Origin of the sequence: Desulfopila sp. IMCC35006 (assembly GCF_005116645.1) — a bacterium.
Taxonomy (GTDB): domain Bacteria; phylum Desulfobacterota; class Desulfobulbia; order Desulfobulbales; family Desulfocapsaceae; genus Desulforhopalus_A.
Map to the genome: position 1 here is coordinate 1 of NZ_SWCM01000002.1, position 13,571 is coordinate 13,571.

General features: G+C 49.3%; 12 protein-coding genes and 1 rRNA gene. 8 read left to right on the plus strand and 5 right to left on the minus strand.

What is annotated here, in order from left to right; genetic code table 11:
* Positions 1 to 118, minus strand: a 16S ribosomal RNA gene (locus tag FCL47_RS03930); the annotation flags it as partial.
* A gap of 696 nt (positions 119 to 814) precedes the next feature.
* Between FCL47_RS03930 and FCL47_RS03935 the strand changes: the two genes are divergently transcribed.
* The 3 genes from FCL47_RS03935 to FCL47_RS03945 are packed head-to-tail and all read left to right on the plus strand — an operon-like array spanning position 815 to position 4,394.
* Positions 815 to 2,158 (plus strand): UDP-glucose/GDP-mannose dehydrogenase family protein, encoded by a 1,344-nt coding sequence (locus FCL47_RS03935; protein ID WP_136812179.1) that lies wholly within the window; start codon positions 815 to 817, stop codon positions 2,156 to 2,158.
* A gap of 34 nt (positions 2,159 to 2,192) precedes the next feature.
* A complete protein-coding gene (gene gmd / locus FCL47_RS03940) occupies positions 2,193 to 3,314 on the plus strand; it encodes a GDP-mannose 4,6-dehydratase (protein WP_136812180.1) in 1,122 nt (373 codons plus the stop codon).
* Positions 3,315 to 3,326: 12 nt separating this feature from the next.
* On the plus strand, positions 3,327 to 4,394 hold the full coding sequence (locus FCL47_RS03945) for a GDP-L-fucose synthase (protein WP_136812181.1): 1,068 nt from the start codon (positions 3,327 to 3,329) through the stop codon (positions 4,392 to 4,394).
* A gap of 46 nt (positions 4,395 to 4,440) precedes the next feature.
* Here FCL47_RS03945 and FCL47_RS03950 read toward each other — a convergent pair whose 3' ends face one another.
* Positions 4,441 to 5,751 (minus strand): hypothetical protein, encoded by a 1,311-nt coding sequence (locus tag FCL47_RS03950; protein ID WP_136812182.1) that lies wholly within the window; start codon positions 5,749 to 5,751, stop codon positions 4,441 to 4,443.
* A 319-nt stretch (positions 5,752 to 6,070) separates the two neighbouring features.
* On the opposite strand from FCL47_RS03950, the gene FCL47_RS03955 reads away from it, so the two are divergent.
* Genes FCL47_RS03955 through mutY form a run of 4 tightly spaced genes read left to right on the plus strand, consistent with a single transcriptional unit; the run spans position 6,071 to position 9,269 of the window.
* Complete coding sequence (locus FCL47_RS03955; RefSeq protein WP_136812183.1) at positions 6,071 to 7,138, plus strand: iron-containing alcohol dehydrogenase family protein; 1,068 nt, start codon at positions 6,071 to 6,073, stop codon at positions 7,136 to 7,138.
* Positions 7,138 to 7,830 carry an AzlC family ABC transporter permease gene (locus FCL47_RS03960; protein ID WP_136812184.1) on the plus strand — a complete coding sequence of 231 codons (693 nt, stop codon included), beginning with the start codon at positions 7,138 to 7,140 and terminating at the stop codon, positions 7,828 to 7,830. The genes FCL47_RS03955 and FCL47_RS03960 overlap by 1 nt, the downstream gene beginning before the upstream one ends.
* Positions 7,815 to 8,147: an AzlD domain-containing protein gene (locus FCL47_RS03965; protein ID WP_205747220.1), complete on the plus strand. Its 333-nt coding sequence runs from the start codon at positions 7,815 to 7,817 to the stop codon at positions 8,145 to 8,147. Before FCL47_RS03960 ends, FCL47_RS03965 begins: the two co-directional genes overlap by 16 nt.
* Positions 8,148 to 8,153: 6 nt before the next feature.
* The gene (gene mutY / locus FCL47_RS03970) at positions 8,154 to 9,269 is read left to right on the plus strand and encodes an A/G-specific adenine glycosylase (RefSeq protein WP_136812186.1); all 1,116 of its coding nucleotides are present in this window, start codon (positions 8,154 to 8,156) and stop codon (positions 9,267 to 9,269) included.
* Positions 9,270 to 9,303: 34 nt separating this feature from the next.
* On the opposite strand, the gene FCL47_RS03975 is transcribed toward mutY, so the two are convergent.
* The 3 genes from FCL47_RS03975 to FCL47_RS03985 are packed head-to-tail and all read right to left on the minus strand — an operon-like array spanning position 9,304 to position 12,489.
* Complete coding sequence (locus tag FCL47_RS03975) at positions 9,304 to 10,749, minus strand: exodeoxyribonuclease III (RefSeq protein ID WP_136812187.1); 1,446 nt, start codon at positions 10,747 to 10,749, stop codon at positions 9,304 to 9,306.
* A complete protein-coding gene (locus FCL47_RS03980) occupies positions 10,746 to 12,011 on the minus strand; it encodes a diaminopimelate decarboxylase (RefSeq protein ID WP_136812188.1) in 1,266 nt (421 codons plus the stop codon). The genes FCL47_RS03975 and FCL47_RS03980 overlap by 4 nt, the downstream gene beginning before the upstream one ends.
* Positions 12,012 to 12,030: 19 nt before the next feature.
* Positions 12,031 to 12,489, minus strand: coding sequence for an Lrp/AsnC family transcriptional regulator (locus FCL47_RS03985; RefSeq protein ID WP_136812189.1), 459 nt, complete (start codon positions 12,487 to 12,489; stop codon positions 12,031 to 12,033).
* Between the two features lie 358 nt (positions 12,490 to 12,847).
* Between FCL47_RS03985 and FCL47_RS03990 the strand changes: the two genes are divergently transcribed.
* Entirely contained in the window at positions 12,848 to 13,558 is a 711-nt protein-coding gene (locus FCL47_RS03990; protein WP_167496354.1) for a polyprenol monophosphomannose synthase, read from the plus strand.
* The last annotated feature ends 13 nt before the right edge of the window (positions 13,559 to 13,571 follow it).

Sequence of the window (13,571 nt, forward strand, 5' to 3'; positions counted from 1 at the left end):
GCGTTACTCACCCGTGCGCCACTCTACTCGTCTTCCGAAGAAAACTTTCGCGTTCGACTTGCATGTGTTAAGCACGCCGCCAGCGTTCGTTCTGAGCCAGGATCAAACTCTCCAGTTTGATATCCTACACTACCCGAAGGTAGTTTCTTATATAATGCTATGTTACATAAGAGCTCAACTTTGAATTACAAAGTTTGCCCTGTGTCTCCCTTAGAAAGGGGTACACTTTGGGCCCGTTTGCATAATTGTTGTTATTCAGTTTTCAAGGATCGTGCTCAGGCTCTCCAGACAACAGAAACCCCCGCGGTACGAATGCCGCGATGAGCAGGCTAATGTAACATAACCGAAACTGCCGGTCAATGTTTTTCTTTACTCTTTTTTGTTTTTGTTTCCCGCTGCAATGCGGTGCTGACCGTTCAGGTCGATGCCGCATTCCCTGTTCCTCAAAGACCGCGGCAAACTACTTGATTGCCTGGGTGCCGTCAAGGGGAAAATGAGCGAAGTGTTTTTTTTCCCAGCGCGTGACATATATAATTAAAACTACGGGGCTGCATCACAATGTATTTGTGTACAAACGAAGGTCAAATTATAATTTGCTGCCTTTTCAGGCCGTAATGGTGTATCGAGTGAAACTCCATAGCAGATGGTCTGGAGTAAGTATTGGTTACTGTAATTTTACGGATGGCGACAGGAGTGATGGTTATTATTGTCCGATGACATAGAGGTCGGGGTTGATTAGTTTTGATTTCATGATAGTATGTTGACCGTTTATCAAAAGGATAAACGGTGGTTAATATAATAAGCTGAGGAAGGTATGAATGTAACCGTTTTTGGAGTCGGGTATGTCGGTTTGGTGCAGGCGGTGGTGCTGGCTGATGTAGGACATAATGTCTGTTGTGTGGATGTGGATGAAAAAAAAATCGAAGCTCTTAAAAGAGGCGAACTCCCTATTTTTGAGCCGGGTCTGTCAGAGCTGGTTCTCAGTAATCACGGGAGAAAAAGAATTGAATTCACCACAGATGCAGTACGGGGCACCAATCATGCTGAACTCCTTTTTATCGCCGTTGGAACTCCTCCCGATGATGATGGAAGCGCTGACCTGAAGTATGTACTGGCGGTTGCTGGAACGATTGCCAGTCATATGTCCGAAGAGAAAATTATCATTGATAAGTCGACTGTTCCGGTCGGCACCGCCGATAAGGTCAAGGCCCATATTTCGTCTATTCTCAAAAAAAGAAAGCTTGATATTCGCTTTCACGTGGCGTCTAATCCCGAATTTTTGAAAGAAGGATCCGCTCTAGAGGATTGTATGCGACCCGAGCGGATTATTGTCGGAACTGATAGCGATATCGTAGAAGAGAAAATGCGTGAACTGTATGAGCCGTTTAGCCGTAATCGCGATAAGATTATGATTATGGATGTGCGCAGTGCCGAGTTTACCAAATACGCGGCCAACTGCATGCTGGCAACGAAGATTTCCTTTATGAATGAGATGTCCAATCTGGCGGAAAGGCTGGGGGTGGACATTGAGCAGGTTAGACGGGGAATCGGTTCGGACTCCCGAATTGGGTATCAGTTTATTTATCCGGGGTGCGGGTATGGTGGTTCATGCTTTCCCAAGGATGTGCAGGCACTTGAACGTTCAGCCAGAGAAATAGGTTACGAGGCCCAGATTCTCCGGGCCGTTGAAAGTGTTAATTATAAACAGAAAGAAAAGCTTTTTGAACATCTTTCGTCCTTTTATGGCAATGATATCAGTGGCAAAACAATAGCAGTCTGGGGACTTTCCTTTAAACCGAATACCGATGATATGCGCGAAGCGTCCAGCCGGGTCCTCATTGAGGCATTGTGGCGGGCTGGCGCAAAAATCCAGGCATATGACCCGGAGGCGATGGAAGAAGCGCAGCGGATTTATGGCACCAGAGACGACTTTACGCTGATGGGCACGAAAGAAGCGGCTCTGCATGGCGCCGATGCCCTGGTTATAGTTACCGAATGGAAGAGCTTTCGGGTTCCCGATTTTCCCAAAATGCTCGAAGAACTGCGTGACAAGGTAATTTTCGATGGTCGGAATCTTTATGATCCTGTCCGAATCGAAGCCATGGGACTTGCCTATTACGGGATTGGTCGAGGTCGCTCAGTTAAAAAATTTGTTTAAGCTAATAATAGAGAAACGCAAAGTGTGGGAGAATATGACTAAAAAAGCATTAATTACCGGGATAACAGGGCAGGACGGAGCATATCTGGCCGAGTTTCTTCTTGAAAAAGGCTACGAAGTGCACGGCATTAAAAGACGCGCGTCACTTTTTAATACAGATCGTATCGATCATCTTTATCAGGATCCGCATGTTGGCGATCGAAAATTTATTCTCCATCATGGTGATCTGACCGATTCCTCAAGTTTGATCCATATCATTGGCAAGGTGATGCCGGATGAAATCTATAATCTCGCCGCCCAATCCCACGTTGCTGTCTCTTTTGAAGAACCGGAATACACCGCCAATTCGGATGCCCTGGGTACCCTCAGGGTGCTTGAGGCTATTCGGATCCTCGGGTTGACCGGGACGACCAGATTTTATCAGGCCTCAACCTCTGAGTTGTTTGGCAAGGTACAGGAAATTCCGCAAACTGAAACAACCCCATTCTATCCGCGCTCTCCCTATGCCGTGGCCAAGATGTATGCCTATTGGATTGTTGTCAACTACCGGGAAGCGTATAACATGTATGCCTGCAACGGGATCCTTTTCAACCACGAATCCCCGCTCAGAGGGGAGACCTTTGTTACCCGCAAGATAACCAGGGCGTTAGCCAGAATTTATCTGGGTTTGCAGGATTGTCTCCATCTCGGTAACCTTGATGCAAAACGTGACTGGGGGCATGCTCGGGACTATGTGCAGATGCAGTGGCTGATGCTGCAGCAGGCTGAACCTGAAGATTATGTTATTGCAACAGGAGAGCAGCACTCTGTACGGGATTTCGTCGATGCTGCGGCGAAAGAAATCGGTATAGGCTTACGCTGGGAGGGCAAGGGCATTGACGAGATCGGCATTATCGATCAGATCGCCGCAGCAACTGATATGCAGTCAATGAAGGTTGGTGATATCATCGTCCGGGTTGACCCGCGATATTTCCGGCCAACCGAGGTTGAAACGCTCCTTGGCGATCCGACAAAGGCCAGGGAAAAACTGGGCTGGGTACCCAAAACAACCTTCTCTTCGCTCGTCATTGAGATGATGCGTTCTGATCTCGTGGAAGCGAGAAGAGATGAACTCTGTAAGAGTGAAGGTTTTACCGTCCTCAACCATCACGAATAAATCTCAGAATACATGAATTCTCACGAGAAAATCTTTGTTGCCGGACATCGCGGCATGGTCGGTTCTGCCATTGTTCGGCGGTTGCATGGGATTGGCTGCGACAATATTGTCACCCGGTCCCATGCTGAACTTGATCTGACCGATCAAGCAGCAGTCCGTCTTTTTTTCCAGACGGAGAAGATTGACAGGGTGGTGCTGGCCGCGGCTAAAGTGGGAGGGATACACGCCAATAATGTGTATCGGGCCGAGTTTATCTATGTCAATCTGATGATTCAGGCCAATGTGATTCATCAGGCGTTTCAGGCCGGGGTGCAAAATCTGCTCTTTCTCGGCAGTTCCTGTATCTATCCGCAATTGGCGCCACAACCGATTCAAGAGGATTACCTGTTAACCGGGCCTCTGGAGCCAACCAACGAGCCCTACGCTATTGCCAAAATTGCCGGTATTAAGATGTGTGAATCCTACAACCGACAGTACGGCACCTGCTATCGCTCGGTCATGCCGACCAATCTCTTTGGGCCGGAGGATAATTATCATCTGGAAAACAGTCATGTTATCCCGGCTATGTTGCGCAAGTATCATCTGGCGAAGCTGGCTATGGACGGAAATGTTGCTGCGATCATTGCCGACGAAAAACATTACGGCCCCATTCCCCAGGATATCCGCCAGGCGCTTGGTTTTCGTTCCGACACAAAGTGTCTGGATAAAGATCATCAACCAAGGGTCATTCTCTGGGGAACGGGCTCTCCGCGTCGGGAATTTATGCATGTCGATGATATGGCTGCAGCCTGCCTCCATGTGATGAATCTGGACCAGGCGCATTTCACAGGTGATAATCCCTCTTTTCTCAATGTTGGTACCGGTGAAGATATTACGATTCGGCAGACGGCGGAACTCATTGCCGAGCTGGTCGGTTTCACCGGTAAAACCGAGTATAATGTCGCGCAGCCGGACGGGACACCCCGTAAGTTGCTTGATACTACAAGGATCAACACGCTTGGGTGGCAACCCCGCTTCACTCTGCGTGAAGGACTGGGTGATGCCTATGCGTCATACCTGCGGGCAACAGCCACGAGCTGATCCCTGCTGTTTGCTGTTTTTCCGAAAAGCCAGTGGTGGTTATATTTTATTCCTCGATGTTTCTCCGGAATCTCCGGAGCATATCGTTGCGGATGATCTGGTGGTCCAGTTTGAAAATATCCTTAGGGAATAGAAGTTCCATTACTCCCGAATCAAAAATCCGTTTCACCTCATATTCATCGTGCGCAACATCTCTCTTATACATGTAGTTAAGCCATGAACGGTTGGTGTGGATGATAAATTCCACCCGCATTCCGCCCAGCCGGGCAAAAAATTTCATCATCTCTGTTTTTGGACTGGAACCGGTTGCCGTGACTCTGTAGGCAGTGGAACCGGTCAAGGTGTCGGAGATATCCTCTAGTACCATGAAACTATCGGCTTTTGATGCGGATCGCGTCAGGTGGTTCTGGAATGTTTTGATGTCGGCCACGGAATCGAGAACGGCCATCAGGCCGAGCTCGTCATCGACGGCTACTGCAGGGTTTTTCTCATTTTTACGTAACAACTTGAGCACCTTGGCCTCCGGTGGTTTCTTGCGGATCGAGACATAGATGGGAATGTCTCGAGTTCCGGCGGTAAATCGACGACGCTTGAGTAGGGTGAGTTTTGAACCTTTGGCCGGTTGGACCTGTTGCCCCTGTTCGCTATTGAGAACCTTGACACTGGTACAGCAAAACGTATCTTCTGAGTGCTGCGAGTAAAGATAAACGATATCATGTTCACCTATCTTCAGATTTTTGCTCCATACGTAGTCGTTGAGAAAATGTAAAAAGGTGGAAAACTTTTCTTCAATTCCTGTTTCTCTTTCCCGCTGATCAATGCTGCCGGCCAGATTCATCAGTACCAGTTTGCGACGTGCTTCAAACCGGGCTTTCTTGTGATATCTATCATTGAACATGATAAGCAGCAGGGTAACCGGGTCGTTGGCTACTTCGATTTCGTTGGTCGTGTCGACAAAGGAGGCATAGGGCTTGAGTATCTTTGCCTTGAGTGAATTCACCACTGCATCGGCGGTGCGGGCATAATCACTTACCCTGGCTTCGATTTCTCTGGGCGACCCGTTCAGGCCAAACATATTACCGAGCAGTAAACAGGCACGTTTACTGCGGTGCGCCTGCTCTTCCGGATGTTTGAGAAGTTCATCGAGCTGAGAAAAACTGGAAATCTCCAGAAATTCGAAGACCTGGCTGCGCAGAGCTCGATATTTGGTGCTGTTGGTTCGGTCCCGGCAGAGATTTTTGACCCACTGTCGGGTGTGCGGGGAGAACGGTTTAGTCACATAGACACTGTCCTCAACCGCCAGCGGCCCATGCTGCTGCAGTGAGGTAAATACGCTGTCTTCACTTATAACGGACATGTAATCTTCCTGTTTGATTCATGATGGCATTGTCCCACTGTATGGAGTTTTTTTGCGCCATCTTGTACTTATGTTTTTAAAGGCTTTATTAACCTTGAAACTGTCGACTTTCTTCTTACAATTTGTCGGGCATTCTACCGGCTATTGAAAATATAAGCAGGTGAAAAATTGTCTGGAGCACGGAATTACCAGACAAAAAGGTGAAGACAAATCATACTTGAGTTATAATCGGTTTTTTGTTACGTGAAGGTAAGACATTTGTCCGCACTGCCAGGCAGCTGCGGTTTTTATTTTTTCAACTCTATAAGTGGAAAGAAGCATGTATAGAAATTTCAGTATTGTACCACATATAATGTTTGGCAGAGGTTCGTTCAGTCAGCTGGGCGATATTATCGCGCCGCACCGGTTGCATCCCGAATCGTATTTCGTGTTTGTTCTGGACGACGTTTTTAAGGGTAAGCCGCTGGAAGGCAGGTTGCCCGTACAGGGCGATGATTTGAAACTCTTGGTAAATGTCGATGATGAGCCGAAAACGAGTTATATCGACGCCCTTGTCCAGCAGATTCGAGATTACAAGGACAGTAAACCTGACGGTATTGTCGGTATCGGCGGCGGGGCGGCGATGGATATTGCCAAGGCTATTTCCCTCATGTTGAATAATCCAGGATCATCAGCAGATTACCAGGGGTGGGATTTGATTAAAAATCCGTCCGTCTACCATGTTGCCGTACCCACCCTGGCCGGAACCGGGGCGGAAATTTCCCGTACCGCTATTCTGACCGGACCGGTGAAAAAACTTGGCATTAATTCCGATTATACGGTCTACAACCAGATTGTTTTCGATCCCGAACTGCTTGCCGGAGTGCCCAAAGACCAGTGGTTTTATACCGGGATGGATTGTTATATTCACGACGTTGAATCTTTGCAGGGTACCTTTATCAATGAGTTCAGCAGGGCCTACGGCGAGAAGTCCATTGATCTGTGTCGTCAGGTGTTTCTTGAGGATCATCACGATAAAGATGATAAGCTGATGATGGCTTCCTATTTTGGCGGCATGAGCATTGCCTATTCCCAAGTTGGCGCCTGCCATGCTCTGTCATACGGGCTTTCCTATGTCCTTGGCATCCATCATGGTATCGGCTGCTGCATCGCCTTTGACTACCTCGATGAAATCTATCCTGAAGGGGTGCGGGAATTCAGGCAGATGATGGAAAAACACCAGATAACGCTGCCCCGAAATCTCACTGCCAATATGGACAGGGAAGCCCTCGACCTGATGGTGACAACCGCCCTTAACCTGGTGCCCTTGTGGGAAAACTGTCTGGGACCGGATTGGCAGAAGAAAATGACCCGTGAACGGTGTCTGGCGCTCTATAAGCGGATGTAATGTTGGCTGATTCATTAACTGCTTGCTGCCGAGGAGCCAGACGGGCCCTGCCGATTGTGCTCGGTTATGTGCCTATTGGGTTTGCCTACGGGGTGCTGGCCGGGAAAAGCGGTTTGTCCGAGGCCAATACCCTGTTGATGTCATTCATTGTTTTTGCCGGCTCCGCTCAATTCATCGCCGTCGGTCTGTTCGCGTCCGGAACCGGGCCTGCGGCGGTGATCCTCACCACCTTTGTCGTTAATCTGCGCCATATGTTGATGGCCGCGTCGCTTGCTCCCTACCTTTCCGGATGGAAAAAGCGTTATCTGGCCTTCTTTTCCTTTGAACTGACCGATGAAACGTTTGCCCTCCACTCATCGGCTGCTGGAAAATTAAACGAGTGCAGGCTGGAGGCGCTGTCGCTTAACGTGACCGCCCAGTTTTCCTGGGTGACTGGAACCGCGCTCGGCCTTATTGCTTCCGGCCTCATTGGCGATATTAAACCGCTCGGCCTGGATTATGCTTTGGCGGCAATGTTTATTGGACTTCTCGTTGGCCAGTGTCAATCGCCGGTACGGATTATTACGGCTATTTTATCCGGTATTATCGCCACTCTGTTGTATCTGGCCGGATGGCATCAGTTTCATATTATTGTTGCAACAATAGCCGGGGCTACTTTGGGGCTGGGGGTAGAGCTGTGGATCAAACGCTGATCTTCTGGACTGTCGTGGGGATGGCGGTTGTTACCTATCTGCCGAGGCTGCTGCCGACGCTCTTTTTAAGCGGCAGGAATTTGCAACCCCTTATCTCGTCCTGGTTGCGCCTGGTACCTCCTGCCGTTCTGGCGGCAATGCTGGTTCCTTCTCTTCTTGTCCGGGAAGAGAGTGTTACCCTTGGGTTTGATAATCTTTTTTTCTGGGCCGCACTCGTTGCTTTTCCTGTGGCGTGGAAATGGAACAGTCTTTTTGCGACAGTAATTGTCGGGATGGGACTGGTCGCTCTTGGCCGCTCCCTTGGGCTGGGCATGTAATTTGTCATGAACGGGGGATTTAGCAAATCGGAACAGCTGCGTATTGCCCAGCCATTGCTGGACTGGTTTCGCAGAACCAGGCGTGATCTTCCCTGGCGTCGCACCTATGATCCTTATCATGTCTGGATATCAGAGATTATGCTCCAGCAGACTCAGATGGATCGTGGCGTTGCCTATTTTTTGCGTTGGATCGAGCGGTTTGCCGATGTTCGGGCGGTGGCGGCAGCAGAAGAACAGGAGATCCTTAAATATTGGGAAGGGCTTGGTTATTATGCCAGGGCAAGAAATCTGCACAAAGCCGCCAAGGTCATGGTCCTTGAGTATGGCGGGAAGGTTCCCTGCGAGTATGAACAACTGCTGCGCTTGCCGGGAATTGGGCCCTACACCGCAGCTGCCGTCGCCAGTGTGGCCGGAAATTATGATGTGCCGGTGATCGACGCCAACGTTACCCGGGTCTATGCCCGGTTGTTTGATATTGGTGAGCCGGTCAAGGAACGCCCGGTGCAGAAGCGTCTTGCCGAGATTGCGGAAAACCTCCTGCCCCGTGGGCAGGCGAGGGCCTATAATCAGGCGCTGATGGATTTAGGCGGTCTGGTCTGTACGCCGAAAAACCCAAGCTGTTCGCAGTGCCCGATTGCCGCCGCGTGTGCCGCCCTCGCTCTAGGAACGGTTACAGAGCGACCGGTTATCGGACCTGGGAAAAGGAGTATCACTATCCATAAAGTGGCTGGAATCATCGGCTTTAACAAGAAAATCTACATTCAACAGCGTCAGGCAGATGATGTCTGGGGTGGACTTTGGGAATTTCCCGGCGGGCAGGTGGAAGAAGGTAAGGCGGATGACAGGCTTGCTGCTGCTATTTTACAGGATACCGGTCTGGTTGTGGTTCCGGTTGAGTTTATCACCAGGGTGATGCATCAATATACCCATCATAAAATAATTCTCGACTGTTTCTGGTGCAGGCTGACGGGGGATAATTGCCAGCCTGTACTCCATTCGGCCTGCGATTATCGGTGGATTGATCCACTTGAGCTTGGCCGGTTCGCCTTTCCGGCAGGCCCGCGAAAACTTCTTAAGTTCCTGACCACCAGGCAGCCTGCATTGTTTGATGGTCACTTCTAGGGCGTATTTATAGATCGATTACCAGGCCCAGTGCTTAACCTGGCTGATAGACAAGTTCAACAGGGCAATGGTCAGAGCCTAAAATGTCGTGGAGAATGGCGGCACTCTTGACTCTTTTTCTAGCCGCTTCATTGACACAAAAATAATCAATACGCCACCCGATATTTTTGGCCCGGGCACTGAAACGATAGGACCACCAGGTGTATTGTTCTGGTTCCTGGTTGAATATTCGAAACGTATCGACATAGCCTGCCGCGACAAAGCTGTCCATCCAGGCTCTTTCTTCCGGGGTGAAGCCGGCATTCTTCACGTTGTTTTTCGGATTTTTCAGGTCGATCTCTTTATGGGCAACATTGAAGTCTCCGCAGAGTATCACCGCCTTTTTCTTCTCCAGTTCCTGGGCAAATTGTATCATTTTTTCATTGAAACGGAGCTTGTAATCCAGGCGGACGAGTTTCTCGCCGCTATTGGGAAAATAGATATTGATCAGATAATAGCTCGCAAATTCCAGAGTCAGCACTCTGCCTTCGCAATCAAATTCAGGATCGCCAATGCCGTAATGTACCGTCACCGGCTCTATTCGAGTGTAAAAAGCAACGCCGGAATAGCCTTTTCGTTCAGCGCTGTGCCAATAGGATGTGTAACCGGGGATATTTCGCAGCTCTTCGGAAAGTTGATCCGGCTGTGCTTTGGTTTCCTGCAGGCAGACGACATCGGCATCAAAATCCGGCAGCATATTGATAAAACCTTTCTTTTCTACGGCACGGATGCCGTTGACATTCCAGGAAACGAATTTCAGCGTGCTGTTGTTATCCATTTGAACTCCGGGTCTTTTGCGGGGACGAACCCCTTGCTGGGGACATTTTTTCTCTAAAGGGCATATATCACAGTGGGGAGCAACTGGCCGGCAGATCGACTGACCGAAGGCTACCAGAATTGAATTTACCCCAATCCAGTGTTTGGCCGGCAGCTTGGCCCGCAGGGCCATTTCGGTTTTCAGCGGTGTGTCTGTTTCGACATACCGCCATATATTCATAATCCGGTGCACATGGGTGTCAACACAGATAGCAGGTTTCTGAAAGGCCACGCTGACCACCAGATTGGCAGTCTTTCTCCCGACACCCGGCAAAGTGATGAGTTCCTCGATTGTTTCCGGTACCCTGCCGCCGAACCGGTTGAGGCCTTCCGGCAATCTGGTCAGATGTTTCGCCTTGGTTTTGTAGAAGCCGACCGGATAAATAAGAGCAGCGATTTTTTCTTCTGACAGCAGTGCCAGTGAAGCAGCGTCCGGTGCGTGTCGAAAGAGCCGGGTTGATGCCTGGGCGGTGGTTTCATCTTTGGTCCTGGCTGACAGGATAGTGGCAACCAGAACTTTAAAGGGATCTCTGGTCTGCACTGCAATAAGATCGACAACCGGCACCTGTTTGTCGGCTATGGCCGATGCTACAGTGTTGAGAAAAAAATCAATGTCGATGGTCATGCCGCGGGTTCCAGCAGGTCCTGCTCGAAACAGAGGGTGGCAAAATAGTCCTCCACCTGTTCTGCCCGGCGGATGAGTTCAACTTTCCCGTCGGCGGTCAGCAGCAGTTCCTTGGGACGAAGGTTGCCGTTATAGTTGAACCCCATGGCACTCCCGTGGGCACCGGTGTCGTGGATAACGAGGATATCGCCGTCATCTATTTTCGGGAGTTCACGCTGAATGGCAAACTTATCATTATTTTCACAGAGCGAGCCGACCACATCGACAATTTCTTTGGCTGTTTTCCCGTCCTTGCCGAGGACATCAATATGATGATAGGCGCCATACATACCCGGCCGCATAAGGCAGCTCATTGAAGCATCAACGCCCACGTAGGTTCGATAGATATCTTTTCGATTGATCGCTTTCGTCACCAGGACACCGTGGGGACCGGTGATGAAGCGGCCGCTCTCCATGTACAAAGCAGGTTCGTATCCATGCTGCCGGTGAAAATTTTTAAAGAGCGCGGTGATATCCCGTCCCATGGCATCCAGGTCCAGGCCGGCAACACCGGGTTTGTAGGGAATGCCAAGGCCGCCGCCGATATTGATGAACTCAAAGGTGATCTCGAGCTGGGCGGAGATCTCGGCAATAAGTTCCAGGAGCATCACACTGGTCTGGACCATATATTCATAGTTCAGTTCATTGGAAGCGAGCATCGTATGAATACCGAACCGCTTGACGCCAAGGGATTTTGCCTGACGATAGGCCTCGATAATCTGATCGTCGCTCACCCCGTATTTCGCTTCAACCGGCGTGCCGATAATTTCGTTGCCGGTTCTTTTGGCGCCGGGATTATAACGAAAACAAATCAATTCCGGGAGACTTGGCACTTTGGCAAGCAGGTTGAGGTCATCGAGGTTGAGGACGGAACCGCCGTCTGCTGCCGCCTCGATAAAATCAGCCTCGCTGGTATTGTTGGAGGTGAACATGATATCCTCGCCTTGTCCTCCGGCCCCACGGCTGAGGCGGAGTTCGGCGATAGAACTGCAGTCAAAGCCGAAACCGATATCTTTCATGATCGCCAGAATTTTCGGATTAGGCAGGGCTTTTACGGCGTAGTATTCACGAAAACGATCGATTCCAGCAAAGGCTTTTTTCAATTGATTGCCCGTCTCTCTGATTCCAGCTTCGTCATAGATATGAAAAGGTGACCCATAATGATCGGTAATCTGCTCTAATACTGGAAATAGTCGATCTTTAAAGGCTTGTGACATTGGCATGAGCGTGCTTCCTTGTTTATTATACAGATTTTGGGATGAGTATTCGGCTGGTTTCTTTAATCGTCGATAAAACCGTCTCGGTGCTGGTAGAGAGTACTCCGTCTATTGTCGTAATTTTTTCCTGCAACAGCTGGCCAAGGGAGGTGGTATCAGCGCTGCGTATTTTTATAAGATAGCAGTCGCTGCCGGAGACGAAGTGTACTTCCTGGATCTCGGGAATGAGCGACAGCGCCGTGCCCACCTTGTCTGACAGGGCTGCGCTGGTCCTCACATGAACAAAAGCCACCTGGGCACTGTTAAAGCGTTCAGGGTTAAGCCGTACCTCATAACCATCTATGATCCCTTGTTTTTCCATTTTACGAATCCGTTCCAGAACAGCCGATGGTGCCAGACCGACCTGTCGGGAAACTTCAATATTGGGAATCCGGGCCTTTTCCTGCAGAATGTTTAAAATTTCAAGACTGATGGTATCCAACATATTTTCTCCTTGTTTATCCGAAAATATATTCTTATAACCAAAGATGTCAAGAATAATGTTCTGTTTTGGATAAAAATACGTGAATATATTCTGCTCTGAGGCTTTTTGACAGACAACAGTTCATTAGCTATTCTTATGGGGAAAATAAATCCTATAATATTCTTTCGTTGTAGAAAAAGATGGCTTGACTCGGATCAACAACTACACAAACAGGTGTCGGCGCTTGTTTTTTCAGGCGTTTACTGGATACTTTGGTTCATTCGTGTAGGAAAAAGTTGTGGATGGAGTATATTGATATACAACACAAGAATGAAAAAAGAGGCGGATCGGCCATATGTCATGAAGTGAGAGGATTCTATTGTCAACAATTACTATTATAGTGCCCACACTCAATGAGGCGGAGAATGTTGACCTGTTGCTCGAGAGAATTTTGCGCGTCAGGCAATCATCCAATCTCGATTTTGATATTCTTTTCGTTGATTCAGCCTCCGCCGATGCAACCTGCGACCGTGTTCTTGCCTGGCAGGATAAAGCCCCGGTTCGTCTTCTCCGGCAGGAATTCGATATAGGCCTTGCCGGTGCTGTTACAGCCGGTGCCCGCTATACCGATGCAGAGTATGTACTGGTTATGGATGCCGACCTCAGCCATCCTCCCGAGAGTATACCGAAGCTGCTGCAACCTCTTCTAGACGGGACGTTTGATATGGTGATAGGCAGCAGATATGTGGAAGGAGGATCTTTGCCTGACTGGCCTTTTTTGCGAAGACTCTCATCGCGAATTGCCACTCTCCCGGCGCTTTTGTTCTGCAGCGTGAAGGACCCTCTGGCCGGTTTCTTCGCCGTGCAACGCAGACGGCTGACCGATTTATCCGATTCTGTACCAGGCTTTAAGATTGGTCTGGCCATCTTGGCGGAATATGGCAGGGATATTCGAGTAACTGAAATCCCCATCGAATTCAGAGATCGCGATTACGGGTATTCAAAGATGAATCACCGAGTTGCCCTGGCTTATCTGAAGCAGCTCATCACACTCTGCTTTAAGTGTAAAGCAAAAGGCCTCACTCGATAGGTGATGTTCTCTT

Bases quoted from the DNA above. Each gene is read 5' to 3' on its own strand.
- FCL47_RS03975 (WP_136812187.1), bottom strand. From the start codon at position 10,749: ATGACCATCGACATTGATTTTTTTCTCAACACTGTAGCATCGGCCATA.
- FCL47_RS03950 (WP_136812182.1), bottom strand. From the start codon at position 5,751: ATGTCCGTTATAAGTGAAGACAGCGTATTTACCTCACTGCAGCAGCAT.
- FCL47_RS03945 (WP_136812181.1), top strand. From the start codon at position 3,327: ATGAATTCTCACGAGAAAATCTTTGTTGCCGGACATCGCGGCATGGTC.
- gmd (WP_136812180.1), top strand. From the start codon at position 2,193: ATGACTAAAAAAGCATTAATTACCGGGATAACAGGGCAGGACGGAGCA.
- FCL47_RS03935 (WP_136812179.1), top strand. From the start codon at position 815: ATGAATGTAACCGTTTTTGGAGTCGGGTATGTCGGTTTGGTGCAGGCG.
- FCL47_RS03960 (WP_136812184.1), top strand. From the start codon at position 7,138: ATGTTGGCTGATTCATTAACTGCTTGCTGCCGAGGAGCCAGACGGGCC.
- FCL47_RS03980 (WP_136812188.1), bottom strand. From the start codon at position 12,011: ATGCCAATGTCACAAGCCTTTAAAGATCGACTATTTCCAGTATTAGAG.
- mutY (WP_136812186.1), top strand. From the start codon at position 8,154: ATGAACGGGGGATTTAGCAAATCGGAACAGCTGCGTATTGCCCAGCCA.
- FCL47_RS03985 (WP_136812189.1), bottom strand. From the start codon at position 12,489: ATGTTGGATACCATCAGTCTTGAAATTTTAAACATTCTGCAGGAAAAG.
- FCL47_RS03955 (WP_136812183.1), top strand. From the start codon at position 6,071: ATGTATAGAAATTTCAGTATTGTACCACATATAATGTTTGGCAGAGGT.